The sequence below is a fragment of the Paenibacillus sp. ISL-20 genome (assembly GCF_018613005.1).
Taxonomy (GTDB): domain Bacteria; phylum Bacillota; class Bacilli; order Paenibacillales; family Paenibacillaceae; genus Paenibacillus_AQ.
Map to the genome: position 1 here is coordinate 151007 of NZ_JAGGRD010000024.1, position 26094 is coordinate 177100.

Consider the following 26094-nt stretch of genomic DNA (forward strand, 5'->3'; position numbering starts at 1 on the left):
AAATCGCCGTTCTTTTGTGTCATGCGCTAACGGTTGTGTAACTGCGGTGCTAAGTTTAGTGAGCGCTCACCAGGATTTTCACCTGGTTCTTCTCTTTGAGCAAGGCCTCAAAGCCCCGGTCAATAACCTCATCCAGTTTGATTCGCTGAGTTACCAGCTTATCCGCAGGGAAGAATCCTTTTTCCATCAGGCTAATGACAGCCGGGAATACGTCGCGATAACCGATGATTCCGGTAATATTACGTTCCTTCATCACGATGTCATTCGGCACGATCGGAGCGGAGGTTTCAAATATGCTGACAATCATAATCTGTCCGCCGATCTTCGTAGAGTTGATCGCTTGATTCAGCACAGGCGGAACACCCGTTACTTCGAATGCCACATTTACCCCGGTGCTGGTGCGACGATGAAGTTCTTCTACGACATCGTAAGCCTTGGGATCAATGACGATAGCCCCCAATTCTTCAGCCTTTTGTTTACGCTCAGCAGACAGCTCCACTGCGTAAATCTCGGACGCCCCTGCTGCCTTCAATGCTTCGATAACGAGCAGACCGATCGGCCCCGCACCGAATACAACTGCCCGATCCCCTGCTTTCAGCTGACTTTGGCGTACGGCATACAAGGCGACTGCCGAAGGCTCTACCAAAGCCCCTTGTTCATAGGAGACGCTGTCCGGAATTTTATGAACCATATGCTCATCCGCGGCTACATATTCGGAGAATCCGCCGCCACCGCCGGCAAGGCCGAGAAAGCCCATTTTGTCGCACAGATTGTATTTGCCTTGTCTGCAAGCTTCGCATTTTCCGCATGCAAATACTGGCTCAACAACCACGCGGTCACCAGCCTTGAATTTCGTAACGCCTTCGCCAACCTCTACCACCTGGCCGGAAAATTCATGGCCCATAACCACCGGAGCCTGTTCTCCGGTAAGGGTGTGAGGCGTATTCTCAGGTATAAATATAGGCCCAGCCACGTATTCGTGGAGATCACTGCCACAAATCCCGCACCATTCGACCTTGATTTTCACTTTTCCACTAGTTGCTTGCGGCTCCGCAATTGTCTCCAAACGCAGATCCTTTACTCCATGCCAGCGCAATGCTTGCATTGTCTTCATCTCCTTATGGGTTCGAAAAAATAAAAACAAAACAGGAAACGTTTCCGAAATCAAATATGTCACATTTTCGACAATATGTCAAACAGCATTGCCTAGAATGTATGAAAAGTCATGGACAACCCGCGAGTAAAGTTTCCCCTCTTTTCCAAGGAGCTGCAGCAATTTATACGGCAATGTCCGCTACGCCTCTTTTCTTCGCCGAGGTGTTCCATGATTTAAAGATATTCTTAATGTTATAATATAGATATTGCTCTATTGAGATCTCAAATCAGAAAAAGAATAGGAAACGTTTCCGATATAGAGAGGATTTTTTGAATATGGTGAACCCCAAAAAAGTGACGATTGAAGATGTCGCCAAACAAGCGGGCTTTGGCATTGCAACCGTGTCCCGAGCCATCAACAACAGCAAGGGAATCAGTCCGAAAACGAAAGCACGGATCTTGCAGGTGATCGAAGAAATCGGATTTAGTCCGGATACATCGGCTCAAAGCCTGAAGGTGCGGCAGACGAATCAAATCGCCTTGGCCGTGCCTGACATCCGAAATGCAATCATCCCGGAAATCGCCTGGTCGGTGGAACAGACCGCCAAGCAGCACGGATATCGAGTCGTTCAGATCAATACAGCCGGGAATGCGCGACACGAGCTTGAAATCGTAAGAGATATCAAAAAGCTGCACGTAGATGGCTTGATTATCATGCCGCTGGCCTATCCGAAAACACTGGGCGACCTGATCAACAAATCAAGCCTCCCCGTCTCCATAATTAATTACGGGAAACAACTGGGAGATGAGTATAGAGCCGATATCGTTGGCCTGGCACGCCAGGAGGGCAGGCTTGTCATGGAGCATCTGCTGAAAATCGGACGGACCCGCATTGCCTATGCCGGTGCGCCCAAGGATAAAATCGAAGAGCGGTATTGGGCATATGAGCAGTCGCTGACGCAAGTCGATCCGTCGCTTGTCTATTTCGGGGAGGATTTCTCGTTTGAAACAGGGGTTCGTGCAGCGGACTATTTCTATGGTCTGAAGCATATGCCGGACGCCATCTATGCAGTAAACGATATGGTTGCTATCGGCATCGTCAACCGTTTTAAAGAGCTGAAGGTCCGGGTTCCCGATGATGTGGCCGTCGTCGGCATCGATAACAATGTATGGACCACCGTCACGACGCCTCAGATCAGTTCAGTGTCCATCATGGGCGATGAAGTAGCCCGGCTGGCTACGGAATTGCTGCTCAAGCGGCTTCGCGAGCAAAAGTCCGGCCAATACGAACGCGTGCAATTCGAACCGAGGCTCATCGTCAGGGAATCCAGCATGTCCTTTATACGAAAAGCAACAACCGACTAGGGGTTGTCGATGCACAGGAACAAGCCTGGAATGTGAAGTTCCTGGCTTGTTCTTGCTGCTCTTAATATGGTGCTCTTTATGTGAGATGTTGGTCGATGCTGGATATAATCCAGGCAACTCGCTTTAAAGTGGCACCGGCATGTGCCGCTGCCGATACGAGGTAGGCGACGTGTGGTAGTATTTCGCGAATGCTCTCGAAAACGTGTGGAGGTTGGAATATCCCAGCGAAAAAGCAGCCTCCGTCACGGACACATCGGTTTCGGTCAGCAGCACCGCTGCCCGCTCCATCCGCAGCTTCATTAAATAATGACTCGGACTGATGCCATACGCCCGGATAAACTCACAATACAGATGCGTCCGGTGTACGCCGGCATACTCGACAACATCCGTAACCGTAATCCCCTCCATGTAATGGGAATCCATATAAAACACGCTTTGCTCGAGCCAGTTCGATTTACTCCCTTTTCTGACCGTGGTGGCAGCAAGCAGTTCAAACAGCTGATATAACCATTTCTGTCGTCCAAATTCGTTGCCAACGGTATCGTCATCCACGCACCCGTATATTTGATTCAGCACCGCCTGCAGTTCCCCCTTCATCCCGGCAAACATAAAGGGCTTGCGCGGAGATAACCCGATCCGGGTCAACGCACTGTCGGTTAATTCACCATCCAGGACGACCCACTGCGTGCGCAGCGTGGGCTCCGAATGGTGGTTCGGTTCCCAGTAACTGAACCTCGTATGAGGGAACAGACAAAAGACATCCCCTTCCGCCAAAGTGACCTCCTCATCCCCATAATCCAGAGTGATCTTTCCGCTTAGAACAAAATGCAGCGCATAGTTTTCGGATACTTTGGGGCCCACGTAATAATGGGGCTTCGCCATGCTGCAGCCTGTACGGAGAATCCAAATTCCGCCCTTTCTTTCCATCTCCGAAGGAATGCAGTACTTCATTTCGGCATATTCGAAGGCCATCTCCTTCACATGAAATCCCTCCCTCACAAAAAATGAATGTTTCCTGCTACCGTAGAATCCTGGCATTGTCTCGCCTGACTTTATCAGATAAAAAACAACAAAAAGACACAGCCCCATAGCTGTGCCTCCAGTGATCTGGTCGACAAACCTTCGTATTTATCTATCCCCTGCTCCCTTATTGTCCCTGCAGCTGATCCAGTTGCTCAAGCTGGCTTGGCTATCCGCCTGTATCAACGGCAGCCCTGTACAGAGACTCACTTGCCATTCGCCGTAACATTCGTTCGCTCCAAAATATCAAATAAGGCCTCGTTGAATTTCCCCTTCCGCTCCAGCATGGGAACATGGCCCGCTTCCGGAATGGAGTAAAACAGCTTGAGCGGGGCTTTGATCGTCGAAAAAAATTCCTGCGCCAGCGGATAGGGGGTTTGCCAGTCCCGCTCTCCATGAATATAAAAGACTGGAATATCAAATGCAGCGCCCATAGACGACAGATCGAACGATTCCCATAAATATTCCCAAATAGGGCGCTGTCCTTCGCCAAATGCTCCGGAGATGAAAAAATATCTCATATCCTTAAGCGTATAAAATGGTGAACCTAACGCATTGAGGATAAGCTCTGTTGTTGGACCAGCCGATAACTTATATTTTCTTTGGAATTTTCGAACCTTCATAAGGTTCCTGATCATGCCGTCATCGAATGCAGACGGAGGATAAGGCTTCAAACGAAGAAGATCCCGATAATCGTTGTCGTTTCCGGCCATTTTCGCCGCTTCCAGTACTTTTTCATAGCCGACGCGTTCATTGTCCATCATATTCACAACCTGCCCAACGCCGATATAAGCCTGCACAAGCTCCGGATATTGTTTGCTGAACAGGCTACCTAACACTGAGCCCCAGGAATGCCCCAAAATGATAATCTTCTCTTTGTGATACTTTTCTTTCAAATAGTTCACAATTTCATATGTATCCTGAACAATACGGTCAACCGTAACTGTTGGGGCAACTTGTTTCGGATCATTGTTAAAATAGGTTTTGCCGCTGTTTCTTTGATCCCAATGTACGATCGTAACAAACTTCTCCCACGGGATCTGAAACTCTTGGGCAAACGGCAATATAGGCTCTCCTGGACCGCCGTGCAAAAACAGCATCACTGGATTATCCATGTCCTCGCCCCGATGATGCAAATATTGCGAAATGCCGCCGATGGTTACGAATTCTCTGCAATCAATGCCATTACTCATGGGATTGATCCGAATTTGATGTGCAATCTTCTTTTTCTTGTACTGGGCAAACATAACGAAGCTGACGGTGAATAAGAGCAACCCGGCTAATACGATCCATATATCGCTCATCGTGTCCTCCGGTAAACGTTAGGACCTGGGTTACGCAGAGCAGAGCCATTAGGGGCAATCCCATACAACGGTTTGTATTTCTCCAAGGATTCTCTCATTGCTCGGCTCCTCCCGTCATGTAGTCGGCAATGGCATGGACGAGTAAATCCAAGGCCTTCTCTCTTCCCCGCTCACCAAAAGACATATCTGTCGATCCAACAAAATGGAGTGCATTCATTAAATAGGCAAGCACATCCATTTCGCATCTCGATTCGTCAATGCCGCAAAGCGACAGCGTCCTGCTAAAATAGTCGTTTGATTTTGACGCTTCCCGGTCCGCCACCTCAGCTGGAAGCTTACGAAGCAGCAGCTCTATATCCGATGGAGAAACGTAGAGCACGATACTGTCCGCTGCCAGATAAATTTCCTTCAATGCCTTTACAAGCCTTTCATTCAAATTTGTGTTTTCGGATAATAGGGCCTCCACTCTCTTAAACATTCTGCTCTCGCTCTTTTTGATAATCGAATAGAGAAGTTCTTCTTTGGAATTGTAGTACGAGTAAAAGGAACCTTTGCCGATATGGGTCGCACTGGTGATATCCTCTACTGTAATCCGCTTTACGCCTTTCTTGCGAATCAGTTCAATCCCTTGTGTAAACATCGCTTCTCTCACCATATCTTTTTCATGTTCGGTGACAATCTTAGGCATAATCCCTCTCCTTTTAATGACTATAAATACATTATTCAGTCAATAAAAATATAATAATCCTTTTTCCTGTTTCTTACAAGATGTTTTATTTTCGCTGAATAGTGTTTCGCTAGTGGAGAAAAAACAGGAGAATAGATAAGGAGAGTTCAAAGGCATATATGTGCTACACCGCTTTATCACCGGAACCCACATCAGAAGCAGGCTCTTCCGCTTTACACGTTCCCAGTGGCTACCGGATTGTCCTTGTAGCTGATCCAGTCGCTCCAGCTGCCTGCGTACAGCTTCACCTTGCGGTATCCGGCTTCCTGCAACGCCAGGACGTTCGGACATGCCGACAACCCCGAGCCGCAGTAGACTATTACTTCATCCTCGGGAGATATTCCAGCAAAACGTTCCCGCTGCCGCTCTGCTCCCTTCAGTGTCCCGTCTACATTCATCCCGTCCTTCCAAAAAGCATGCGCCGCTCCCGGAATATGTCCGGCCACCGGATCCAGCGGCGCGGTTTCTCCCGTGAACTGCTTCCAGTCCCTTGAATCGAGCAGGGTCACGCCGGCTGCGCCAAGCTTCACCCTCACCTCGTTCACATCAGCCAGCCAGTCCTGTTGGACATTTGTCTGGAAAGAACGCGGCGTCACTTCGCTTTCCTCCGAAGTAAGCGGATATCCGGCTGCTTTCCAGCTTGCGAACCCTCCATCCAATATATATGCCGACCCGTGGCCCAGGTATTTCAAAATCCACCATAACCGCGCTCCTTCCGGGCGGAGGTCACCGTCATAGACAACGACAGGCGTATTTGCATCGATCCCGAGCTTGCCGAGTCGCCGCGCCAGCTCCTCCGGATGCGGGAGCGGACTCCGGCCGCCATGCTCGCTTGGCAGATCCATCAGATGCTTTTTCAAATCAACGAATACCGCACCAGGCACATGCTCACGCTGGTAAGCCTCAAAGCCGTAACCCGCATCACCCGGGCTGAATCGGACATCTGCGATAACCAGCTGACCCGGTTTCGACTCCAGCTGTTCCAGCACCCATTCCTTGCTTACGAGATTTGACAATAACTCCACGTCCCTTCTGTTTTCAAGCGGCTGTTCTTAAATCGTAAATTCCAAATCCTCTTCTGTCTTCACGTCATAAATCGCCGAGTAGATATCGTTCTGAATCTTCAGCAGACTGGCATCCTCCCGCTTGCGCGGACGCTCATAGGGAACGTCGAAAATATGGTGAATACGCCCAGGACGCGGAGATAACAGGACGACTCGGTCTGCGAGAAAGACGGCTTCGGATACATCATGGGTAACAAACACCACCGTTTTCTTTTCCTCCTGCCATATGCGGAGCAGATCCTGCTGAAGCTGGAGCCGGGTAAGATGGTCCACCGCGCCGAAAGGCTCGTCCATCAGGAGGATGTTGGGACTATTCACAAGCGCCCGTGCGATCCCGGCGCGCTGCCGCATGCCTCCCGACAGATGATGGGGATATTTGGAACCGAATCCCTGCAGACCGACCATATTCAAATATTTGTCTATGAGCGCTTGCCGCTCTGCTTTTTTCATGCCGCCGAGCTCCAGCCCAAGGCCGACGTTCTGTGAGATCGTACGCCATGGATACAAGGATGCATCCTGGAATACAACCCCCGATCTCCGGGTGGGTCCCTTAATCTTCGCGTCATCCAGCCAAATCTCGCCTTCCGTCGGGAGCTGCAACCCCGCCAGCAGTTCGAGCAGCGTGCTTTTGCCGCAGCCGCTCGGCCCAAGGATGCACAGGAATTCGCCATCCCGGACCTGCAAATTTATATCTTGAAGCGTGATCGTAGGAAGATCACCGTCATATACCATCGAGACATTTTTCACCATAAAGCCAGACATATGAACTCCTCCTGCCACACTTTATTTTTTCGGAATAAACCGTAGGTCCAGAATGTCCTCCACCTTGTAGATCTCATCCTGGAAGCCCAATTCCTTTTGGATCTGCTGGGTGTCATTCAGCGCGTTGATGTCCACATCCGGGTTGTTCTCCCACAGAACTTCTTCGCGCTCCAGCGCCAGATCCAGCACCTCGGGATCGATCTCGATGTTCTTCAGATAGTAAGCCTTATACTCGTCCGGATGGCTCTTCGCATATTCTTGCGATTTAAAATAGGCCCGCAGCAGCTTCTCGACCAATTCCGGCTTCTCGTTCAGAATCCCCTCACGCGCCGCCAGCACCCCGGTGTGGAAGGTCGGTAGGTAATCCCAGCCTGTAGCAATGATATTTCCTTTTCCCTGCTTCTCCGCGAGAGAAGCGAACGGCTCATGGATGATGGTGGCATCAACCTGTCCTGTTTCCAGACTCGCGTATGCCGCCTGATGCGTACTGTTAGCAATGAAGGTCACATCCTCCGGCTTCAATCCATGCTCCTTCAGGATGACCTGTGTATATACCTCCAGCCCGCTGCCAAACACAGCGATGCCTACCTTCTTGCCCTTCAGGTCTTCCACCGTCTTGATCCCCGGCGAGGCAATCAGGTAGAATGGGCCTTTGGTCCGGAACATGGAGGAAACGATTTTGACGGGAGCTCCCTTGCCCGCTGCCACAATCGCTGTCGTCGTGGCTACGTCGACCACATCGATGTCTTTGCTGGTCAGACCGGCAATTGGATCCTTGGTGGTAATAAACTCGACGTCGAGTCCTTCCTCCTCGAAGAATCCCTTCTCCGCCCCGAAGGACACCGCCAATCCACTGGCACCGCTAAGCGGTGCGTATCGGATCTTCTCCAGCTGGTTTCCCGCAGCGCTTTCTCCGCCCGCTGTGGACGGAGCTGTTCCTTTGCCACTATCCGCACCGCTTGCGCAGCCGGCCGTCATGGCGATCAGCGATATCGCTGCAAATGCAATCATGTATGAACGTATTCCTCTTCTGGTCATATGGATCTCTCCCCTGTAAGTGACGCTTTTTCCAATGGTCTATGATGATTTCCATTTCAAAAACACATTGCGTTCCAACAAATCGATTATTGAAATAATAAGTACGGATACGACGGTAACCAGCGCTACAATAGCAAAGGCCTGCGCGGTATTATACAGAGATGTTGCCTTGACGAGAATATTTCCAAGACCATCCTTCGAAGCCAGCATCTCCCCAAACAGAGCCCCGACCAGTCCGGTTGCAGCCGATAGGCGCAGACCCGCAAAAATGGTCGGCGCAGCCGATGGCAAAATCACCTTCATGATGGTCTGGTACTGCGTGGCCTCGAATACTTGGGCGACCTTCAGATGGTTGTCCGCCGTCTGCTTAATCCCGGTCATCGTATTGACCGTGATCGTAAAGAAACAGAACAGGAACACAATCGATATTTTATGCGTGATCCCGATCCCGAGCCAGAGCGCAAGCAGCGGCACAATCGTCACCTTTGGAATCGCCATCAGCGCCGAAAGATAGGGCCTGAAGAGCTGCTCCGCCCAAGGAATCAGCACCAGAGCCATGCCCATGGCCAGGCCTCCAAGTGCCGCAATGCCATAGCCCGCAACGAATTCGGCCAGCGTGACGTACAGATGCTTCCAAATCTCCCCGTCACCGAACAGTTTGAACAGCTCTTGGAATACCTTGGAGGGCGCAGGCAGATACAGGCTGCTGACGGTCTCCGTGCGAACCAGAAGCTCGCAGATGCCCAGTATGATCAGCAGCAAAATCGCCTGCCCCGCCCGGATGCCGCGAAATTTCTTGGCTTTCCTCGTTCCCATCAGGCTCACCCCTTCGCAATCAGATCATAGCGGTTCCCCGGGCGGCTTAGTCCCAAGTGCTCCCGGAAGGTGCTGCCTTCATATTCGGTACGGAATAAGCCCCGACGCTGAAGCTCGGGTACAACCAGCTCCAGGAACAGATCCAGTCCACCCGGCATATAAGGCGGGCATACATTGAATCCATCGGCCGCTTCATCCCGGAACCATTCCTCGATGATATCCGCCACCTGCTGCGCGCTGCCGACAACAAGCAGATGCCCGCGGACCGTGACGGTGAAGAAATAGAACAGATCCCTGATCGTAATATCCTCGAGTCCGTTGGCCTTTCTGGCCAGGTCGGCCCAGTGCAACGCCGTTTCCGAAACGGATACATCCGGCAGCGGATCCTCCAGGGAATATCCCCTTAGATCAATCCCGATCTTATCCGACAGCGAACCCAGATCGTAATCGGTCACAACCAATTCATTCAGCTCCGCATATTTGGCACGCGCCTCTTCCTCCGTCCGGCCCACGATCGGAACCAGTCCAGGCAGGACCTTCAAATCCGAAGCTTCCCGTCCATACTCCGGCAGCCGGCCTTTCACTTCCTTAAAGAATTTGACGGCAACTTCCTTCACATTCGTTCCTGTGAAGACCATGTCGGAATATTTAGCCGCCAGCATTTGGCTGCGCAGGGAGGTTCCTGCTGTGATGAGCGGCAGCTGCCCCTGTATCGGGCGCAGAATATTCAGCGGCCCGGCGACGGAGAAGTGCTCGCCAACATGGTCCAGGGCGTGTACTTTGCTTCCGTCGGCAAATACACCGCTTGCCTTGTCCCGCGGAAGGGAGTCGTCCTCCCAGGTGTCCCACAGCCCGCTGACGATCTCGATAAATTCCTCAGCATAGTCGTACCGCTTGGCGTTATCCCAATGCTTCTCCCGACTGAAATTCAGCGCGGCCCGCGGATCGGAGCCCGTCACGACATTCCATGAGGCCCGGCCTTGGCTTAGATGATCCAAGGATGCCGTGAAGCGTGCGATGTTGTACGGCTCCGCATAGGTGGTGTTCACCGTGCCAATCAAACCGATTTTATCCGTTGCCGCAGCCAGATAGGACAGCATCGTAAACGGCTCCAGCCGCGTCATTTGGGAAGGGAATAAATGCTGCATATCTGCGCTCGTGGCCAATCGGTCCCCCAGAAAGAAGAAATCAAACTTGGCCTTCTCAAGCTTCTGGGCAACCTCCTTCAGGAACTGAGGGTCATAGGCACCGTCCGTTTTGCCTTCGGGCAGCCTCCAGCCCGCGGGATGATAGCCCGTCCCGAATAAAAACAATCCAAGATGCAATTGACGACGTTTTGAACTCATAGTTGGGTCACCTTCCTGATCTGTAATGGTTATGGTTGATAATCATCGTGCCGTATAGGTATGGCGCTATATACCTGCTTTATCCGCGAATTTCCTCCGATAAGCGGTCGATTTCCTGCAGTTCTTCCTCTGTCAGCCGCTCATCCGAATGCTTCAATGTATCCGCGATATGCTCGGGCTTCGATGCCCCGACAATGGCTGATGTGATGCCTGGGCGACTGAGCACCCAGTTCAGGGCGAACTGCGGAAGCGTCCAGCCCCGGTGCTCGGCCAGCGGCCGGATCGCTTCCACAACAGAGAGCGCATGCCGCTGGTTCAGCAGCAATTGCAATCTCTGTTCGCCTGCAGCCAGGCGCGAGTCCGATGGGGGAGCTTCGCCCGCTCGGTACTTCCCGGACAATATGCCCCGGCCGAGCGGGCTATACACGATAACCCCAACCTGCTCGGACTGGGCAAAGGGAATTAATTCACGTTCGATATCTCTTGTAATGAGGCTGTATTCCGGCTGTATGCTCTCGAACCTGCGCAGACCGTGGAGCGCACTGATGCCATGAGCTTTGGCAAGCTGCCAAGCCGCATAGTTCGAGCAGCCGATATAGCGGACTTTGCCCTGACGTACAAGATCGGTAAGCGCCTCCAGCGTCTCTTCCAGCGGGGTAAACTCATCAAACCGGTGCACTTGATACAAATCGATATAATCCGTTTGAAGCCGGGCAAGGCTATTCTCCAGTGCGCGGTAAATATGATAGCGGCTTTGACCTTGGTCATTAATGCCGGGTCCGATCCGGTTATGCAGCTTGGTAGCTAGGAGAATATTTTGTCTTCGCTCCTTCAGCAGCCTGCCCAGAATTTCTTCCGATTCCCCAAGCTGGTTTACGTTCCCGTTATCCATACCGGTGCCGTACACGTCAGCCGTATCGATGAGATTGATGCCAGACCCAAGTGCCTGATCCAATACGGCCGCCGAAGCCCTCTCATCAATCCAGCGCCCGAAAGCCATCGTCCCCAGACTCACCTCCGACACTTGAATTCCGGTTCTACCCAGTGCTCTATGCTTCATGATTACTGCCTCCTCGTAAGATTCATACAAAAAAATAGCCGAAGACACACCTCGGACCACAAGCTGATCCAAGGATGCATCTCCGGCTGTCCGGTAGAATGTGCATCAATTCTATTATTTCCGATATGTTAAGTAGGATTATAGCATCGTCTAATTTTGTCGTCAATTATTTTTAATGTTGGGTTTCCGGCCGGATGAGACCGAGATGGTCCCGTAACGTTCTGCCTGTATAGTCCTCGCGAAACACGCCGCGCTGCTGAAGCAGCGGCACTACACGCTCCACAAACTGCTCGAGACCACCCGGAAGCAAAGGGGCCATAATGTTGAATCCGTCGCAAGCCCCGCTTCGAAACCAATCCTCGATCCGATCGGCAATCTGTTGCGGGGTTCCGATCATCGTCATATGACCTCTAGATACCGCGTAATGCCGGCCGAGCTCCAGAATGCTTTTGTCCGATTTCGCGGCCATATCCATAATCATGATCGCCTGGCTGCTGTTCCCTTCCAGCGCATCTCTACAGGAACTTACGCTCAACCAGTTTCTGTACGTAATCACCGACATACTTCATATCATCAAGACGGGATTGAACCTCCTTCTCCCATGTCCCGGCATCCCGTAATGAAGCAAGAGTAACCTGGCTGCCATACCAGGACTCCACCTCGTCCCGCCGGATGGTAAAGGTTTGGTCTTCAAAGGCGAAGATTAGTTTCTCCAAATTATCAATCATGGCAAAATTTGCAGTGGAGTTATAAACCAGTAGCTGCTTCAGCTTCTCCTCTTGCAGATCACCTGCCCTAACCTGGAATCGGAGCTCGGCCGTCAATTCCTCCGGGTAGAGCTGAAATGTGCGTTCGATGTCATGCATGGGAAGCGAAGCATTCAAATTAATCAGGTTCCCGGCATTCCCCATATACGGGCTGGCGTAGCTTAACGAATTCCGGATATCATGCGTCAACGGATCATTCTGCTCCGCTTCATATTGAATGGCCTGTTCATTTGCCCTGGGCTTAATGAATCCCTCCAGTGCAGCCATACCCACTACGCCGATAAGCAGCAGTGCAACAATCAGCCAATTTTTTCTGCTCATGGTTCATTCACCTCAAGTTGAAGGGTTAGTTTACAAGCTTTTTGGACAAGCAGCGGAATGATGACCGACGTCATCGGGATGGCATATCGCATGACGGTTTCGTAGAACGAATAGGGCCCATCGATCCGCAGTGCTCGCCCAAACCATAGATCACTGCCGTATTGAATCACGAAGGTGTACATGGATACAACTACGATAAATATCGACCACAACCACCATGCCCCTTTACTCCATTTGGCCAATTTACCTGCGTTGATTATTCTTGTCTGCTTCTCATACCGTTTCAGATTCCGTGACATGGAAAGATACACCGCTCCGGTGAAGACAACAACGCACAGCAGGAGGGTGTTCAACCCTATACCGCTTGGCAAAAATCGGGCCGGGATGGTGACGATCCAGGCCAGCAAGGAATAAATAAGCGTGCTCTGAACAAGATCATAACGAAAACGATAGCTATAAACTTTTTGATTATCGTCAATGAGGGCCTCGATATCTTCGATGTTATCGATAGCCAGGCTGATGGCGGATTGATATTCCATGCCGTTCTCCATATAGTCCGTAACCCGCGCCTCCAAATTGCTGAGAACCTCATTCTTCAGCTCTACCACTTCCTTGGTTTTGCGTTGATTCGCAAATAGACGATCCACAAAGATCTTCAGGTCATGCCTGTTGGTCATTGCTCTGTCAGCTCCTTCCCATTCCCAATGAGAACATCGATAATCTCGCGCGCAGCCTTCCATTCCTTCTGATTTTGCAGCAAGCGCCTCTGTCCCTCCTGGCTGAGGTTGTAATATTTGCGCCTTCCGCCCTGGGTTTCTTCTCCCCAATAGGAACGGATTAATCCCTGCTTCTCTAACCTTCTCAGACTGGAATACAATGTAGGCTCCTTCAGCTCAAATCGATTCCCGCTTCGTATCGAAATTTCTTTAATGATCTGATAGCCGTAATTATCTCCATCCGATAACACGCGCAGAATAAAGGTATCAATATTTCCACGTATCAAATCACTGTTATGTACGGATTCAATCAAATACCCTGACCTCCTTAACGGAATGGAATGGGTATAATATAACGCATATTACTATGCATGTCAAAGTAATACCTCACACATATATTTCTTTCTTCGTCGATTGACGGTTTACAAGCACTACTATATAATTCTTGAAAGTTCTTCCTATAATAATTAGAATCGCTTCATTATTGTATTTAGTACGTGCAGGAGGAGACGGTTTTGCTTCATAAATACATTCGACGACTCAAATACTATATTCTCCGGACTCTCCGCATGCAAAATAGCGATCATCGAATTGCGCTCGGTTTTGCCGTAGGTTTCTTCCCTTGCTGGTATCCAACCTTTGGCATTGATCTGCTGCTGGCTCCGCTGCTCGCTCGCATGGTTCGGGCGAACATCCCCTCCGCCTTCCTTGCAGCTTCGACTGGATCTGTCTTGTGGCCGATTCTGTTCTATTTAAACTATAGAATCGGGGTATTTGTGCATCTTTTCACCACATTTCCCAAAACCTTTGAAATCGAAGATGCTCTCTCGGTGCCTGTCCCTGAGACGGATTATCGAATTGAGACAAATCATTTTGGCAGATTAGGCGATATGGGCGTCAACTTTCTTGTCGGTGCCCTCATCAACAGCATCCTGTCTACATTGATACTCTATATTTTGCTGCGCATCTTTCTCTCCCTTTACCGCAGACCCTTGCTTCATAAAATCAAAGAATTCATTCGCAGAGGAAGATCGAAGTCTTGATTAAAACTCATAATGAAAAGCGCCTGGAACCTTCTTCCCAGGCGCTTATTTTATTATTCAGAATCAAGTTCCATTGTCCCTGCCTTATTTCAACCTCTCTTCAGTCCCTGCCAGTTTCTCTGGAAAATTCGGTATAAGTTGCTAAAAGTACGGCATTCTAAAGAGGATGAGCCTTTACTACGAACCGGCAAAGGAGGGAAGAACAAAAATGAAATCGAAGGCGCAGTACGTACTGCTTGACCCTGTTAAAGAACGGCTTACGAATTGCGAGGATGTCATCTATCAATCCTTACGTATCCATGGATCGACGTGCACCGTCATCTATATTGAATCCATTGTGGATATCAGCACCCTGCACGAACATATCGTTAAACCGCTGATTAAGGAAGCCGCGTTGATTCAGCATAATTTTAACAACTTCATTGATCGTATGGATCGTGGAGATATCCTATCGGTTCCATTTCATCGCTCTTCCTCGGCGGAGTATATTGCCAATATGATTGTCGAAGGCACAGCGGTAGTGGTTGTGGAGCAGTTGGCAGAGGCTTATTTATTTGACATCGCGTTGTATCAGAAACGGGCAGTTTCGGAATCTCAGAATGAGCTCGTGGTGAACGGGCCGCAAGAAGCTTTTATCGAAGACATTGGCACGAATTTATCGCTGCTTCGGCACAAAATCAAGCATACGGACCTCAAAACCGTGCGTTATCAGATTGGTGACTATTCCAAGACCGCCGTATATATGGTGTATGTCGACGGCTTATGCAAACCCGAAGTTGTCGCCCAAGTAGACCGGCAGCTGAATAACATATCCATTGATGGCACCTTCGGGATCAGCACCTTGTCCGAGCAAATGAAGGAAGGTGTGAAATCCCCGTTTCCGCAGTTTCAATACACAGAGCGACCGGATTCCGTAGCCGCTTCTCTGCTTGAAGGCAGGGTCGGCATTATGCAGGATGGAACGCCGTCGGCACTGATCGTGCCTGTCACTCTATTTTCCCTGCTGCAGTCGTCCGAGGATTATTATCACAGCTTCTTCTCCTCCAGCTGGATCCGGATTGTCAGGTTCGTGTTCGCCATCATCTCATTACTGATGCCTTCGCTATATGTGGCGATCACCACATTTCAGCCATCCATCATACCCACCGATCTGCTGATCACGATTGCGGCATCACGTGAGAACATCCCATTCACCGCTTTAACCGAAGCGCTGATTATGGAGCTTACCTTCGAAGCCTTGCGGGAAGCCGGAACCCGGATCCCCAAGCCCGTCGGGCAGACCATATCCATCATCGGCGCCATCGTCATTGGGCAGGCAGCAGTAGCAGCCGGTGTTGTATCCAACCCGATGGTCATTGTGGTGTCCATAACCGGAATCGCTTCTTACATCATTCCGCACTTCGAGCTTGGGCTTGCGTTCCGCTTGCTGCGTTTCCCCATACTCATTCTCGGAGGGACACTCGGCCTTATCGGCGTATTTGCCGCTGCCTTCCTTGTGTATGGCCACATGGCTTCCCTGAAGTCGTTTAATACGCCTTATCTGCAGCCCGTTGCGCCGCTTGTGATATCCGAATGGAAGGATACCTTTTTGCGGGCACCATCCATGCTGATGAAGAACCGGCCTAAGACCTATGCGTCTTCCAACAATTTAAGGAGAAGAAAGCCATAATGCCTCTACTCAAATGGTTTAACTTGTTGAAATTGGTGCTTCCCCTGACTCTGTTGACGGGTTGCGGTTTCACGATGACCAAGGTTGAAATCAATGAGCAAACCTTTGTATTTGCCATGTATGTGAATAAAGGTCAGCAAGAAGACACCGTAGAAGTTACGATCAGTGCCCCCCTTCCAAATCGGCTTACATCTGGAAGCCAAGCAGGCGGCCAAGGTGGTGGTGACCCGTATGCCATGGTAACCAAGACCTCCAGTACCGTGCAGGATGCCCTGCACCTGATTCAACGGGATCTTTCCAGGCGTTTTGACTTCAGTCACACCAAGGTCGTTGTCGTTGGCAAAAGCTACGCGGAGGCGGGATTAGAAGAGCTTACGGACTGGCTTCAGCGAGAACCGACAACCAACCTGAATATTTATTTAATGGTTGCACCCGGAGACGCCAAAAAAGTCGCGGAGCTGACGCCGGTCTTTGAGCAGATGCCTTCGGAGGTGCTCACCCGCTTTGCGGACCAACACAACATGATCGTGACGAACCTGAAGGATTGCCTCTATGCCGAATCGGCCAATCAAGGCTATGCCTTGAACTATTTGTCAGCAGGCTTGAAGCCTATGGTGGCCGACCAAGAGAAACTGGAACCCTGGGCAGGGATTCAGGGCACGGCGCTTTTCCGTAATCATAAACTCGTTGCCACACTCCCGATGAAGGAGTCGCTTGCCGTCAGTTGGGGAGTAAACGAGGTAAAAGGTCCTATGTATACTGTTCAATGGAGTGATGGCGAGAAAGCAAGCGTGTTTGTCATCACATCAAGATCCAATAAGTCCGTACGCATGGTTTCGGGTCATCCGGTGTTCACAGTAAAGCTAAGCGGAACGGGCGATGTCATATACAAACAAAAGCAGAAGCAGCTTGATACCCTTCAGGTGAAAGAGCTCATCGAGCGTGAGCTCAATGATCAAATCGCCGGTCATTTAAGAAAAGCTCTTCATACATCGCAGCGAGTAGGAGCAGACATCCTGCAGCTTGGCATGCTGGTGGATTGGAACTATCCGGATCATTGGCAAAAGTTTCGTGCCAACTGGCCCGATTATTACAAAAACGAAGTTGAGATCCAGGTTGTTACCGACATCAAGATTCGAAACTTCGGATCCATACTCAAAATGAATCCGAAATAAGGAGGTTTTGCCCATGCTCGCTCTTCTGTTCCTCGTGTACTCCTTGGTGGAATGGTATATCGCGAAGAAAAAGGCAAAAGCACCTCGTGAAAAATGGACGGTTCTCCTGCTGATCCTTGCGTTTACCGTCTGGAATTTATTCGCCTTGTTTTCTCACGAGTGGCTGACCCCCAACCATCTGATTATGCTGCTGTTCGGGTGGCTTGATAACCTATAACAAAAACATCTATCGTTGTACCTTCACAGAGGACTATAATCTATAACGGAAAGGATGTACGAACCCAACATGCGCAATACTCCCTGGCAGCTGTTCCGTTTCGGATTTGTCTATCTTAACGCCATACCTACTGGATTTCTGATCAGTCCCTTATTGTGGAACTCCGCTTATTTAGGATGGGCCGCGATTCTCGGCGGCTATGTGATGAGTCTAATCTTCCTGTGGTTTACCGTAAAGCTCGCGCTGTGGGACCCTCAGAAACCCTGGATCGATTTCGGCAGTAAACTAGTCAGCAACTGGATTCACGTTCCGATCGTCGCTTTGGTTTTCTTCTGGTCGATCAATTACATAGGGATGGATATCGAAAGCTTCACTTTATTCTTCGACACCAATTACATGCGTGAATCTCCTCAATGGTTCGTGCTCCTGATCGTGGGTTTGGTCGTTATGATTACCGCCAGATGGGGCATGGAAACGATGATTTATATTTCAGACGGGCTCTTTCTCGTCATTGTCATTGCGATCGTGTCCATGAACATGTTTTTCTTCAAGGAAGCCCATTTCGATATGATGATTGCGATGGTCAGGCATCACAATTATGAATCGGCCGTTAAGGATGCCCTGTTCTGTTTTTCATTCTTCGCGGAATGGATCGTCTTCCTCTTTCTCGCTCCCTATATCCAATTTAACCGGAAATCGTTTCGAAACCTCGCCGCCGCAGGGATGCTGGTGACTATAGGTATATTGCTCCAATGGGCCTCAGCTTTACTAAACTTCGGCCCTTATTTAGGGCGGGAGATGCAATATCCACTTGTTGAATTAATGCGCTCAGCCAGTGGGTTCCTCGGCAATTCCGATCCACTTATCATTGGCTTATGGAGCAGTTCGATGTTCTTCCACAGCGCCTTTCTCATCCACGTAAGTGTAAGATGTCTTGCCAAATTGCTTCACCTGAAGCAAATGGATGGGCCGCTGATCGCCATTATTGGGGGAACTGCAATCGTCATTGCATACCAGTATTCGCAAAATCCGATCCTTTTTCTCCAGGACTTCAATTCTTTCGGGATGGTAATGTTCTTTATTCTTATGGAGTTCATCCCTATCTTCTATTGGATGGCCTCCCTGTTCCGCAGACGCAAACACAAACCTAAAGCTAATCATAAACCCGCTTGAAACTTGAAACTGTATCGATATCCTATTGAAAAACAGAAACTGGGAGAGCGGCATTTGCTGCTCTCCCAATTTTCCGGATTATATGTCACCTTTAGTACCGAGATAAGTATGATAAGCCTCTGTAGTTTATACTTTTTGATCTCGTCAAAAAATCAACATTTTATGTAAGCGCTTCCTACAAAAAGGTTCTTTTATTGTAAGCAATTGGCATATTATATAGTACAGTAGACCAGCTGGCAAGGGTGGCAGCAGGAGGTGATAGGCATGGGCGTGAATGAAGCTTTGGCTTTAATGATATCGTTCGCCACTCTGGTCGTCTCGATCCTTGCCTTCCATAATAAGAAATAGACCCGTCCCTTGTACAGATGAATCTATTTCTTACGTCTGGTTGCAAGCAAATATCCACCTTGCAGGTGATGATCTGCTGTGTGAGGAGTCGGCGGCAACCGGCTCCTTTTAATACACAAAAATATCCTATTCTGATTTTCACGGAATTATGACTCGGCGGCGCCCGAATTAAGTATTTAGGATTGGCTTTACCTCCGCTATAATTTTCTCGATCTGTTTGGAGCATTCTTCATACATTTTCTTGGCCTTCTTACTCTTTGTGCTGAGGCTGAATAACTCCAAATCCGCCTGACATTTCTTCAAATTTGCATAGAGCAGTTTCCGCTCCTCATTTTGGGGAACCTGAATCTGATCATCATACAAATCGATGGTTAGTTGTCCATAAGCATCTACCTGGGCAAGAAATACGTCCTTGATCTTGGCGCCCTGCTTGTCCAGTTCTTCCACCAGCCATCCCTGATTGAAACCTGCGACGCGCAGTGGTTCATCCATGACTTTACCATCCATGACCACAACCTGTGCGACTTTTTCCGGCGCTACCTGGATACCAAGATCTTTAGGGGTTAAAGGCAGATTCTCACGCGTCTGCAGAATATTAATCTCCCCGCTTGACTCCATGATAGCAAATTCCACGTCAGCGACCTGAAACACGTCTTTTTTCCGCAGCTGCTCCATTAACTCATCGGTAGACAGTCTTTCTTTCTTTAAATTGCCTTCCAATATCTTCCCATCTTTAATGAGTACGGTCGCCTTAAAATCGATAAAGTCCCTGGCCTTCTTGCTCTTGATTTGCAAAAATTCAATAAGTAATGAACAGCCTACCCATACGCCCAGCCCAACTAATCCCAAATACCAGTTGGCCTCAAGATCCAAGGAGATATAGGCGGCCAAGCTGCCGATCGTAATCCCCGTTAAATATTCAAAAAAAGAAAGCTGCGAAACCTGCCGCTTTCCCAGCACTTTCGTCATCAGAAACAACACAACCACAGCGCATAAGGTTCTAAGTACGATTTCCAACCATTGGGCCACAATAAAGCCTCCTCATTTGATGTCTCGACTTAATAATCACTCTATAGATTATTGTCAAATATCCTTTCAGAAATCACACCATTATTTCCCAGGCTATGCTCCATGCATGTTCTTCTGCAAAATGCGTACATTATTACGCATGAAAGGAGTGATAAAAACCAATGACCGTAGCTTCCGATGTCAAAACATGTCTCTCATCCTTAAAAAGCGCTCAGGCCAGCCTTGAGCAATTTGCACTGTCCACGCAAGATCAAAATGCCAAGGATTTGTTCACGGCAGCAGCACAACAAACACAGCAAGTCGTGGACCAAGTGGCCCAGCGGGTTCAGAAGCTTGAACAGGAAGAGCCTCAGTATAAAGGTTTCTAACCATTTGTTTTTTTGTTAGCTCCATCGCGTGTAAGCCCATGCATACCTCCTATCTTCCCCTGATAGGAGGTACTTTATATTGTGTTATTTATTATTGAGTTATCCTCCCCATCAGGGTAAAGTGTTAATAACGGAGACTGAATACAAAGGGGTAGATTCTATGAAGAATGGTACGCGTTCTATCGATGTCATCACGTTCGGTGAGTCGATGGGATTATTATATCCGGAAGGCACACGGGGCATAGGTCAAGGAGGAAACATGGCACAATCGTTCGGTGGTGCCGAAAGCAATCTCGCCATCGGATTAGCCAGGCTTGGCTGCAGCAGCGGATGGTTCGGTCAACTTGGCAACGATCCGATCGGAACCGGTATCTTGAAAACGCTTCGAGGCGAAGGTGTCGACATTTCCGCCGCCAGACAAACGGATGTTGCACCGACCGGTCTTATGCTGCGACAGAACGTTCGCGGTCAATCCTCCGTCTATTACTACCGCAAAGGCTCTGCCGCCAGCCAAATGACGCCGGACCATGTAGACTCCGAATACATAGCCGATGCTCGCATCCTTCATTTTACAGGCATCACCGCAGCTTTAAGCAGCAGTTGCCTGGAGACGATACGTCATGTCATTTCCGTATGCAAAGCGCATGGCGTCCTGATCAGCTTTGACCCTAACCTCAGACTCAAGCTATGGAATATCGAGGAAGCTCGTCCTGTACTGCTGGAGCTTGCGGAAGTCTGTGATTATTTTCTTCCGGGCTATGATGAATGCAAGCTGCTGTTCGAAACAGAGGACGAGCAGGTGATCCTGGATCGTCTGCGACAGCTTCCCGCAATGTCCGTTATCAAAAGTTTCAATGGGAGCAATGTCATTGTCCACAAGAACCACACTTATTCCCTTCCCTTTGAGCAGGTGGATCAAGTGGTGGATACCGTGGGAGCAGGCGACGGCTTCTGTGCCGGTTTCCTTGCTGGTATTGCCAAAGGCTGGACACCCGAAGAAGCTCTTTCACTGGGCGGCTTAACCGGTTCACTGGTGATCCAAGCGCCCGGTGATTGGGAAGCACTTCCGACATGGGAAGAAGTAGAGCAGCGGCGCGGGAATGCTGCTCATATCGAACGTTAACTCCTGTTCTTTAAACGAGCCATCTTTCTAACATCCATTCATAGACGAGAAGGAGTGTGTTAACATGAAAAAACTAAGACTACTCGAACAAATTCATCATGCAGGTGTCGTTGCTGTCCTTCGCGGGGATTCCCCTGAAGAGGTTGTCGAGATTGCCAAACGTGCGATTGAAGGCGGTATCAAGGTAATCGAAGTAACCATGACTGTACCGTTTGCTACCGAAGCCATTACAACGCTGGCCAAAATGTACTCCTCCAAAGATCCGCAAGCGGATAATTATGCCATTATCGGCGCAGGCACGGTTCTGGATGCCGAAACAGCCAGAATCACCATTCTTGCCGGCGCCGAATTTGTGGTCTCGCCCGGCTTCGACCGCGATACCATTCTGCTCAGCAATCGTTACCGCGTCCCGGTGATGCCGGGTGCCGTAACCGTTCATGATATCGTCGCCGCTCTTGAGCTTGGCGTCGATGTCGTTAAGCTCTTCCCGGGGAATTTGTACTCCCCATCCGTCATTCCATCCCTGAAGGGTCCGCTCCCGCAAGCCAACATCATGCCAACCGGGGGCGTAAATTTGGACAATCTGCATGAATGGATCAAGGCCGGCGCGTTTGCGGTCGGGATCGGATCGGATCTAACCAAGGACGCGCTAAAGAATGGAGACTTCAGTCTGATTACAGAAAAGGCACGCGCTTATATCAACGCATTTAAAGAAGCTCATGCCCAAAGATAAAAAATGATGTACTGATTTGTTACACAATTTTTGCCGAATATTGTTATTTTCATAAACAGACAAGCCTATCAAGAGTCGACTTGATAGGCTTGTCTGTTTATTTAATCCGTCTCTTTTTGAACCAACGCTTCTGCGTGAGCATTCCCGTCGTAAACCCGCCTGCTACTATTGTCAAAACGGAATACATGAAGGTGCTTCCCGACAGCAGGATGCCTCCGAAACCAATGATAACGACATCCATCAGCAAAATAATGACGCCTACATTTAACGGCAAATATTTTGCCAGGAAATGTGCCAACAGGTCCGTTCCGCCCGTGCTTGTATTGTTTCTAAGCATAAATCCAAGGCCGGCTCCGATCAAAGCCCCGCCCAGGGGCGCGCTTAGGATGACATTCGGGGCAAAAGATCGCAAGAAACCCGGTTGCAGCGGTGAAAGCAAATCGATAATAAATGAAGATATCAGCATGCCTGACAGACTATTGTAAAAGATTTCGCGATTTAATATCCAGGCTGCGATAAACATGGGAATACTGCACAAAATGATGACGAATCCGATATGTAGATCAAACACATAGTTAGCAATCAGAGCAATGCCGATAACTCCACCATCCAAAACTTTATGCGGGACAAGAAAAAAATTGGTCCCTATCGCGATCAGAAAACTGCCGATCACGATAATGACATGTTTTCGAAATGACACCATTTCCCCATCTCCATTTATAAGGGCATGTCTTATTTATATGCTTGTCATTTCGAAAAATTGCGAACTTGCTGTCCCGCATTTGAAAAAAATTCCACCGGATTCGATTCGGATGCCTTTCGCTTTTAATCTTTTACATAAATCAAACGCTCGGTCCGTGCCATCACCTTGGTCTTCATATATGGATAATTCTCATAACAATAATCCACAAAATACCCTGGCTTCTCTCCATTCCAAGGGAAAATATCGTAGTGCATCGGAATGGTCAGATCGAATCGCGATGCTGCGGCAAGCTCTGCAGCCTCCCGGAAGCCCATATTCCCAACAATCCCGTCTTTCCGGCGGAAGGCATCTCCCCCGTTGATCGGCACCATCCCGATATCAATCGAATGCCCCTGTAACCTTTCTACCAAACCAGGATAAACGACGGTATCCCCCGCATGGTAGATCAACACGCCCTGGATATCCACCAAATATCCGACAAACCGGTGTCCAAACTGTTCATGCTCATCCAAGGTTTCATGGGCAGCCGGAATCGCCATCAGACGGAAGCCCTCAAACTGCTGCCATTGATCGCACACTGCCGCGAACAAACGCTCCGGCGTAACACCAGCCTCTCTCATCGCATCATGGCAGCAAGCCGGTGCAACAAAGACTGTCTCCGGATTCTGCTTGGCTATGACCGCAATCGTTCCCAGATCCATATGATCGTCATGCTCATGGGTGATTAGTACCATGCTCGCATTCGTGATATGCTCCGGCTTCAGCGGTGCAGGAAATGCCCGCTGGAATCCCGCTTTGCGTTCCAGATCATCTGACATATAAGGGTCGATATAGATGACAACCTCCCCACCTTTAAGGACAACGCTCTCCTGCCCCAGAAACCATACCGCTGCCATCCCTTCGGCTGTGGACGTCCGGTTGATTTCTTCGATAAGCTGCTCAGGATCTCGATACTTGCTGTTCTGTTCCATCATCTCTATTATCTCTCCTTTCATTTTCTATCACGACTAGATTATAACATGCAGTCATTTGTAGAAATGGCCTAACCGACAAAGAAAAAAACGAGTCCAGAGTAAGCAGAAATGCCCACTCCAAACTCGTATTTCTTCATCTATATGAATCCTAATTACGCTCGAGTGGCTTCTTCCATAGACCAAGCAGCATGCCTGATATTACCGCGCCAATAAGAACGGCCAGCAAGAACAGAAGCGCATGGTTGGCCAGTGCGGCAACAAAGATTCCCCCATGAGGAGCAGGGACGTTGATGCTCCACAGCTGCGTCAACCCGCCTGCAACCGCCGAGCCGAGGATACAGGATGTCAGCACACGCAGCGGATCGGCTGCGGCAAACGGGATCGCGCCTTCCGTTATGAAGGAAAGGCCCATCACGTAGTTGGTCACGCCAGATTTTCGTTCCTGCTCCGTAAACTTATGCTTGAAAAACGTCGTTGCCAGCGCGATGGAGAGCGGAGGAACCATCCCGCCAGCCATAACCGCAGCCATCATGGCGCCGTTCGTGTTGCCGCTGGATGTAAATACGCCGATCGCAAATGCATAAGCCGCTTTATTAAAGGGACCGCCCATATCAATTGACATCATTCCACCCAGAATAAGACCGAGAATCACCGCGTTGCCGGTACCCAGATTGTTCAGAATATCAATCAGACCGAGATTAATCCAGCTGAAGAACGGATCAAACAGGTAGAACATGATTGTTCCGGTGACAAGGAGGCCGACAACCGGGTACAGCAGAATCGGCTTTAAGCCGTCAAGCGCTTTTGGCAGTCCGGCAAATGCTTTGCGCAGCAGGATCACCACATAACCCGCCAAGAAACCTGCCGCAAGTCCGCCTAGGAATCCCGAATTGGAATTGAGAGCCATCAGGCCTCCGACCATGCCGGGCATCAATGCCGGACGATCACCTATACTCAGTGCAATGAATCCCGCCAGAACCGGAATCAGGAAGTGGAAGGCGCCGTCTCCCCCGCCAATCGTCTGCAGCAGCTGAAAGAGGGGATGATGTTCACCTGCAAGCTGCTCGATCAGGAAGGAGATGGCCAGGAGAATGCCGCCCCCTACGACGAATGGCAGCATATGTGAAATACCATTCATCAGGTCTTTATACACTTTAGTGCCTATGCTGCCCTTCTCCGCGCCTTTCGCCTGCGACTCACCGCCGCCTTCGCTCCGGTAGATCGGCGCATCGCCGCTCATCGCCTTGCGAATCAGCTCCTCCGATTTGCGGATACCGTCGCTGACAGGTCGCTGGAGCACGGGCTTTCCGTTAAAGCGGGCCATCTCCACGTTTTTGTCAGCGGCAATGATGACGCCTGCGGCCCTGCGGATTTCCTCTTCCGTTAACACGTTTTGCGCACCTTCCGAGCCATTGGTCTCCACCCGGATTTCGACGCCCATTTCCTGGGCTTTCTTCTTCAGGGCATCTTCAGCCATAAATGTATGGGCAATGCCGGTCGGGCACGCCGTGACGGCAATCACAAAAGCTTCCGAGGTTCCGGCAGGACCCTTCATAGGGTCAGATTGGGAAGTCATATCGAATTCCTGATGCTTCTCCGATTCCTTTTTTGCCGCTTCCCTTCTCTTGGCCGCTTCCTTCTCCGCTTTGGCAGCTTCTTCTACCGCCTGCTTGGAATCGAATAAAGCCGTCACTTCCCCGGGCGTCTTCGTATTCATCAATTGACCGATAAATTCCGCATCAATCAGCAGCCGCGATAGCGCGGCAAGCGTCCGGAGATGGGTATTCCCAGCTCCTTCCGGAGCAGCGATCATAAAAAATACAAACGCCGCCTCTCCGTCCAGCGCTTCGAAATCCACGCCCTGACTGCTCTTGGCAAACACAACGGTCGGTTCATTAACCGCATTCGTCTTTGCGTGCGGCATCGCAATGCCGCCCCCGATCCCCGTGCTGGATTCGGCTTCACGCTTCAGAATCATCTCTTTGAACAAGACCGGATCGTTGATCCGTCCGCTTGCAGCCAGGCTTGCGATCAATTCATCAATGGCTGCCTCCTTCGTGACCGCCTTCAGGTCCATGATCATCGTTTCTTGTATCATTAAATCCGTAATTTTCATGCTGGTTCACACTCCCTTGATA

At 49.8% G+C, this 26094-nt stretch carries 28 protein-coding genes; 10 read left to right on the top strand and 18 right to left on the bottom strand.

All coding sequences use genetic code 11. The features are described from left to right. Positions 1-55 precede the first annotated feature (55 nt). Positions 56-1105: a 2,3-butanediol dehydrogenase gene (locus J7E85_RS15240; protein ID WP_215159134.1), complete on the bottom strand. Its 1050-nt coding sequence runs from the start codon at positions 1103-1105 to the stop codon at positions 56-58. Between the two features lie 326 nt (positions 1106-1431). Between J7E85_RS15240 and J7E85_RS15245 the strand changes: the two genes are divergently transcribed. Next, positions 1432-2460 (top strand): LacI family DNA-binding transcriptional regulator, encoded by a 1029-nt coding sequence (locus tag J7E85_RS15245; protein WP_215159136.1) that lies wholly within the window; start codon positions 1432-1434, stop codon positions 2458-2460. 123 nt (positions 2461-2583) lie between these two features. On the opposite strand, the gene J7E85_RS15250 is transcribed toward J7E85_RS15245, so the two are convergent. The 13 genes from J7E85_RS15250 to J7E85_RS15310 all read right to left on the bottom strand — a co-directional run bounded on the left by J7E85_RS15250 (position 2584) and on the right by J7E85_RS15310 (position 13715). Continuing rightward, on the bottom strand, positions 2584-3432 hold the full coding sequence (locus J7E85_RS15250; RefSeq protein WP_251035750.1) for a helix-turn-helix transcriptional regulator: 849 nt from the start codon (positions 3430-3432) through the stop codon (positions 2584-2586). 254 nt (positions 3433-3686) lie between these two features. Further along, positions 3687-4784: an alpha/beta fold hydrolase gene (locus J7E85_RS15255; RefSeq protein WP_215159139.1), complete on the bottom strand. Its 1098-nt coding sequence runs from the start codon at positions 4782-4784 to the stop codon at positions 3687-3689. 94 nt (positions 4785-4878) lie between these two features. After that, positions 4879-5472 (bottom strand): TetR/AcrR family transcriptional regulator, encoded by a 594-nt coding sequence (locus J7E85_RS15260; RefSeq protein ID WP_215159141.1) that lies wholly within the window; start codon positions 5470-5472, stop codon positions 4879-4881. 212 nt (positions 5473-5684) lie between these two features. Beyond that, on the bottom strand, positions 5685-6527 hold the full coding sequence (locus J7E85_RS15265; RefSeq protein WP_215159363.1) for a sulfurtransferase: 843 nt from the start codon (positions 6525-6527) through the stop codon (positions 5685-5687). 36 nt (positions 6528-6563) lie between these two features. Beyond that, positions 6564-7337 carry an ABC transporter ATP-binding protein gene (locus tag J7E85_RS15270; protein WP_215159143.1) on the bottom strand — a complete coding sequence of 258 codons (774 nt, stop codon included), beginning with the start codon at positions 7335-7337 and terminating at the stop codon, positions 6564-6566. A 21-nt stretch (positions 7338-7358) separates the two neighbouring features. Then, entirely contained in the window at positions 7359-8375 is a 1017-nt protein-coding gene (locus J7E85_RS15275) for an ABC transporter substrate-binding protein (protein ID WP_215159145.1), read from the bottom strand. A gap of 39 nt (positions 8376-8414) precedes the next feature. After that, positions 8415-9191 carry an ABC transporter permease gene (locus J7E85_RS15280; protein WP_215159147.1) on the bottom strand — a complete coding sequence of 259 codons (777 nt, stop codon included), beginning with the start codon at positions 9189-9191 and terminating at the stop codon, positions 8415-8417. Between the two features lie 5 nt (positions 9192-9196). Continuing rightward, on the bottom strand, positions 9197-10537 hold the full coding sequence (locus tag J7E85_RS15285; RefSeq protein ID WP_215159149.1) for an LLM class flavin-dependent oxidoreductase: 1341 nt from the start codon (positions 10535-10537) through the stop codon (positions 9197-9199). 79 nt (positions 10538-10616) lie between these two features. Further along, entirely contained in the window at positions 10617-11597 is a 981-nt protein-coding gene (locus tag J7E85_RS15290) for an aldo/keto reductase (protein WP_215159150.1), read from the bottom strand. A gap of 172 nt (positions 11598-11769) precedes the next feature. Next, the gene (locus J7E85_RS15295; protein ID WP_251035735.1) at positions 11770-12132 is read right to left on the bottom strand and encodes an LLM class oxidoreductase; all 363 of its coding nucleotides are present in this window, start codon (positions 12130-12132) and stop codon (positions 11770-11772) included. After that, a complete protein-coding gene (locus J7E85_RS15300; protein WP_215159152.1) occupies positions 12113-12685 on the bottom strand; it encodes a DUF4825 domain-containing protein in 573 nt (190 codons plus the stop codon). The genes J7E85_RS15295 and J7E85_RS15300 overlap by 20 nt, the downstream gene beginning before the upstream one ends. Next, entirely contained in the window at positions 12682-13362 is a 681-nt protein-coding gene (locus J7E85_RS15305) for a permease prefix domain 1-containing protein (protein ID WP_215159154.1), read from the bottom strand. Before J7E85_RS15305 ends, J7E85_RS15300 begins: the two co-directional genes overlap by 4 nt. Next, positions 13359-13715, bottom strand: a complete 357-nt coding sequence (locus J7E85_RS15310; RefSeq protein WP_215159156.1) for a PadR family transcriptional regulator — start codon at positions 13713-13715, stop codon at positions 13359-13361. The genes J7E85_RS15305 and J7E85_RS15310 overlap by 4 nt, the downstream gene beginning before the upstream one ends. Before the next feature lie 201 nt (positions 13716-13916). Between J7E85_RS15310 and J7E85_RS15315 the strand changes: the two genes are divergently transcribed. From J7E85_RS15315 to J7E85_RS34845, 6 genes are all read left to right on the top strand, one after another. Beyond that, the gene (locus tag J7E85_RS15315; protein ID WP_215159158.1) at positions 13917-14444 is read left to right on the top strand and encodes a DUF2062 domain-containing protein; all 528 of its coding nucleotides are present in this window, start codon (positions 13917-13919) and stop codon (positions 14442-14444) included. Positions 14445-14652: 208 nt separating this feature from the next. After that, the gene (locus tag J7E85_RS15320) at positions 14653-16113 is read left to right on the top strand and encodes a spore germination protein (RefSeq protein ID WP_215159160.1); all 1461 of its coding nucleotides are present in this window, start codon (positions 14653-14655) and stop codon (positions 16111-16113) included. Beyond that, positions 16113-17288, top strand: coding sequence for a Ger(x)C family spore germination protein (locus tag J7E85_RS15325; RefSeq protein WP_215159162.1), 1176 nt, complete (start codon positions 16113-16115; stop codon positions 17286-17288). Before J7E85_RS15320 ends, J7E85_RS15325 begins: the two co-directional genes overlap by 1 nt. 13 nt (positions 17289-17301) lie before the next feature. Next, a complete protein-coding gene (locus J7E85_RS15330) occupies positions 17302-17505 on the top strand; it encodes a hypothetical protein (RefSeq protein ID WP_127594894.1) in 204 nt (67 codons plus the stop codon). Between the two features lie 69 nt (positions 17506-17574). Next, positions 17575-18678 (top strand): GerAB/ArcD/ProY family transporter, encoded by a 1104-nt coding sequence (locus tag J7E85_RS15335; protein WP_215159164.1) that lies wholly within the window; start codon positions 17575-17577, stop codon positions 18676-18678. A gap of 264 nt (positions 18679-18942) precedes the next feature. Continuing rightward, entirely contained in the window at positions 18943-19026 is an 84-nt protein-coding gene (locus J7E85_RS34845; RefSeq protein ID WP_223260591.1) for a putative holin-like toxin, read from the top strand. 168 nt (positions 19027-19194) lie between these two features. Here J7E85_RS34845 and J7E85_RS15340 read toward each other — a convergent pair whose 3' ends face one another. Further along, positions 19195-20055, bottom strand: a complete 861-nt coding sequence (locus tag J7E85_RS15340; protein ID WP_215159166.1) for a DUF421 domain-containing protein — start codon at positions 20053-20055, stop codon at positions 19195-19197. Positions 20056-20216: 161 nt separating this feature from the next. On the opposite strand from J7E85_RS15340, the gene J7E85_RS15345 reads away from it, so the two are divergent. The 3 genes from J7E85_RS15345 to J7E85_RS15355 all read left to right on the top strand — a co-directional run bounded on the left by J7E85_RS15345 (position 20217) and on the right by J7E85_RS15355 (position 22279). Then, positions 20217-20423, top strand: a complete 207-nt coding sequence (locus J7E85_RS15345; RefSeq protein WP_098748513.1) for a DUF1657 domain-containing protein — start codon at positions 20217-20219, stop codon at positions 20421-20423. A 160-nt stretch (positions 20424-20583) separates the two neighbouring features. Further along, a complete protein-coding gene (locus tag J7E85_RS15350; RefSeq protein ID WP_215159168.1) occupies positions 20584-21546 on the top strand; it encodes a sugar kinase in 963 nt (320 codons plus the stop codon). 64 nt (positions 21547-21610) lie between these two features. Continuing rightward, positions 21611-22279, top strand: a complete 669-nt coding sequence (locus J7E85_RS15355; protein WP_215159170.1) for a bifunctional 2-keto-4-hydroxyglutarate aldolase/2-keto-3-deoxy-6-phosphogluconate aldolase — start codon at positions 21611-21613, stop codon at positions 22277-22279. 97 nt (positions 22280-22376) lie between these two features. Here J7E85_RS15355 and J7E85_RS15360 read toward each other — a convergent pair whose 3' ends face one another. The 3 genes from J7E85_RS15360 to J7E85_RS15370 all read right to left on the bottom strand — a co-directional run bounded on the left by J7E85_RS15360 (position 22377) and on the right by J7E85_RS15370 (position 26072). Continuing rightward, the gene (locus J7E85_RS15360; protein ID WP_215159172.1) at positions 22377-22982 is read right to left on the bottom strand and encodes a YitT family protein; all 606 of its coding nucleotides are present in this window, start codon (positions 22980-22982) and stop codon (positions 22377-22379) included. Between the two features lie 122 nt (positions 22983-23104). Then, positions 23105-23956, bottom strand: coding sequence for an MBL fold metallo-hydrolase (locus tag J7E85_RS15365; protein ID WP_215159174.1), 852 nt, complete (start codon positions 23954-23956; stop codon positions 23105-23107). A 148-nt stretch (positions 23957-24104) separates the two neighbouring features. Then, complete coding sequence (locus J7E85_RS15370; protein WP_215159176.1) at positions 24105-26072, bottom strand: PTS fructose transporter subunit IIABC; 1968 nt, start codon at positions 26070-26072, stop codon at positions 24105-24107. Between the last annotated feature and the right edge of the window lie 22 nt (positions 26073-26094).

Excerpts from the sequence above, each read along its gene's own strand:
- J7E85_RS15330 (WP_127594894.1), top strand. The coding sequence starts at position 17,302 with ATGCTCGCTCTTCTGTTCCTCGTGTACTCCTTGGTGGAATGGTATATC.
- J7E85_RS15345 (WP_098748513.1), top strand. The coding sequence starts at position 20,217 with ATGACCGTAGCTTCCGATGTCAAAACATGTCTCTCATCCTTAAAAAGC.
- J7E85_RS15285 (WP_215159149.1), bottom strand. The coding sequence starts at position 10,537 with ATGAGTTCAAAACGTCGTCAATTGCATCTTGGATTGTTTTTATTCGGG.
- J7E85_RS15250 (WP_251035750.1), bottom strand. The coding sequence starts at position 3,432 with ATGGCCTTCGAATATGCCGAAATGAAGTACTGCATTCCTTCGGAGATG.
- J7E85_RS34845 (WP_223260591.1), top strand. The coding sequence starts at position 18,943 with ATGGGCGTGAATGAAGCTTTGGCTTTAATGATATCGTTCGCCACTCTG.
- J7E85_RS15350 (WP_215159168.1), top strand. The coding sequence starts at position 20,584 with ATGAAGAATGGTACGCGTTCTATCGATGTCATCACGTTCGGTGAGTCG.
- J7E85_RS15240 (WP_215159134.1), bottom strand. The coding sequence starts at position 1,105 with ATGCAAGCATTGCGCTGGCATGGAGTAAAGGATCTGCGTTTGGAGACA.
- J7E85_RS15290 (WP_215159150.1), bottom strand. The coding sequence starts at position 11,597 with ATGAAGCATAGAGCACTGGGTAGAACCGGAATTCAAGTGTCGGAGGTG.
- J7E85_RS15325 (WP_215159162.1), top strand. The coding sequence starts at position 16,113 with ATGCCTCTACTCAAATGGTTTAACTTGTTGAAATTGGTGCTTCCCCTG.
- J7E85_RS15370 (WP_215159176.1), bottom strand. The coding sequence starts at position 26,072 with ATGAAAATTACGGATTTAATGATACAAGAAACGATGATCATGGACCTG.
- J7E85_RS15260 (WP_215159141.1), bottom strand. The coding sequence starts at position 5,472 with ATGCCTAAGATTGTCACCGAACATGAAAAAGATATGGTGAGAGAAGCG.
- J7E85_RS15255 (WP_215159139.1), bottom strand. The coding sequence starts at position 4,784 with ATGAGCGATATATGGATCGTATTAGCCGGGTTGCTCTTATTCACCGTC.
- J7E85_RS15275 (WP_215159145.1), bottom strand. The coding sequence starts at position 8,375 with ATGACCAGAAGAGGAATACGTTCATACATGATTGCATTTGCAGCGATA.
- J7E85_RS15300 (WP_215159152.1), bottom strand. The coding sequence starts at position 12,685 with ATGAGCAGAAAAAATTGGCTGATTGTTGCACTGCTGCTTATCGGCGTA.
- J7E85_RS15280 (WP_215159147.1), bottom strand. The coding sequence starts at position 9,191 with ATGGGAACGAGGAAAGCCAAGAAATTTCGCGGCATCCGGGCGGGGCAG.
- J7E85_RS15365 (WP_215159174.1), bottom strand. The coding sequence starts at position 23,956 with ATGATGGAACAGAACAGCAAGTATCGAGATCCTGAGCAGCTTATCGAA.
- J7E85_RS15305 (WP_215159154.1), bottom strand. The coding sequence starts at position 13,362 with ATGACCAACAGGCATGACCTGAAGATCTTTGTGGATCGTCTATTTGCG.
- J7E85_RS15360 (WP_215159172.1), bottom strand. The coding sequence starts at position 22,982 with ATGGTGTCATTTCGAAAACATGTCATTATCGTGATCGGCAGTTTTCTG.
- J7E85_RS15335 (WP_215159164.1), top strand. The coding sequence starts at position 17,575 with ATGCGCAATACTCCCTGGCAGCTGTTCCGTTTCGGATTTGTCTATCTT.
- J7E85_RS15355 (WP_215159170.1), top strand. The coding sequence starts at position 21,611 with ATGAAAAAACTAAGACTACTCGAACAAATTCATCATGCAGGTGTCGTT.
- J7E85_RS15245 (WP_215159136.1), top strand. The coding sequence starts at position 1,432 with ATGGTGAACCCCAAAAAAGTGACGATTGAAGATGTCGCCAAACAAGCG.
- J7E85_RS15320 (WP_215159160.1), top strand. The coding sequence starts at position 14,653 with ATGAAATCGAAGGCGCAGTACGTACTGCTTGACCCTGTTAAAGAACGG.
- J7E85_RS15270 (WP_215159143.1), bottom strand. The coding sequence starts at position 7,337 with ATGTCTGGCTTTATGGTGAAAAATGTCTCGATGGTATATGACGGTGAT.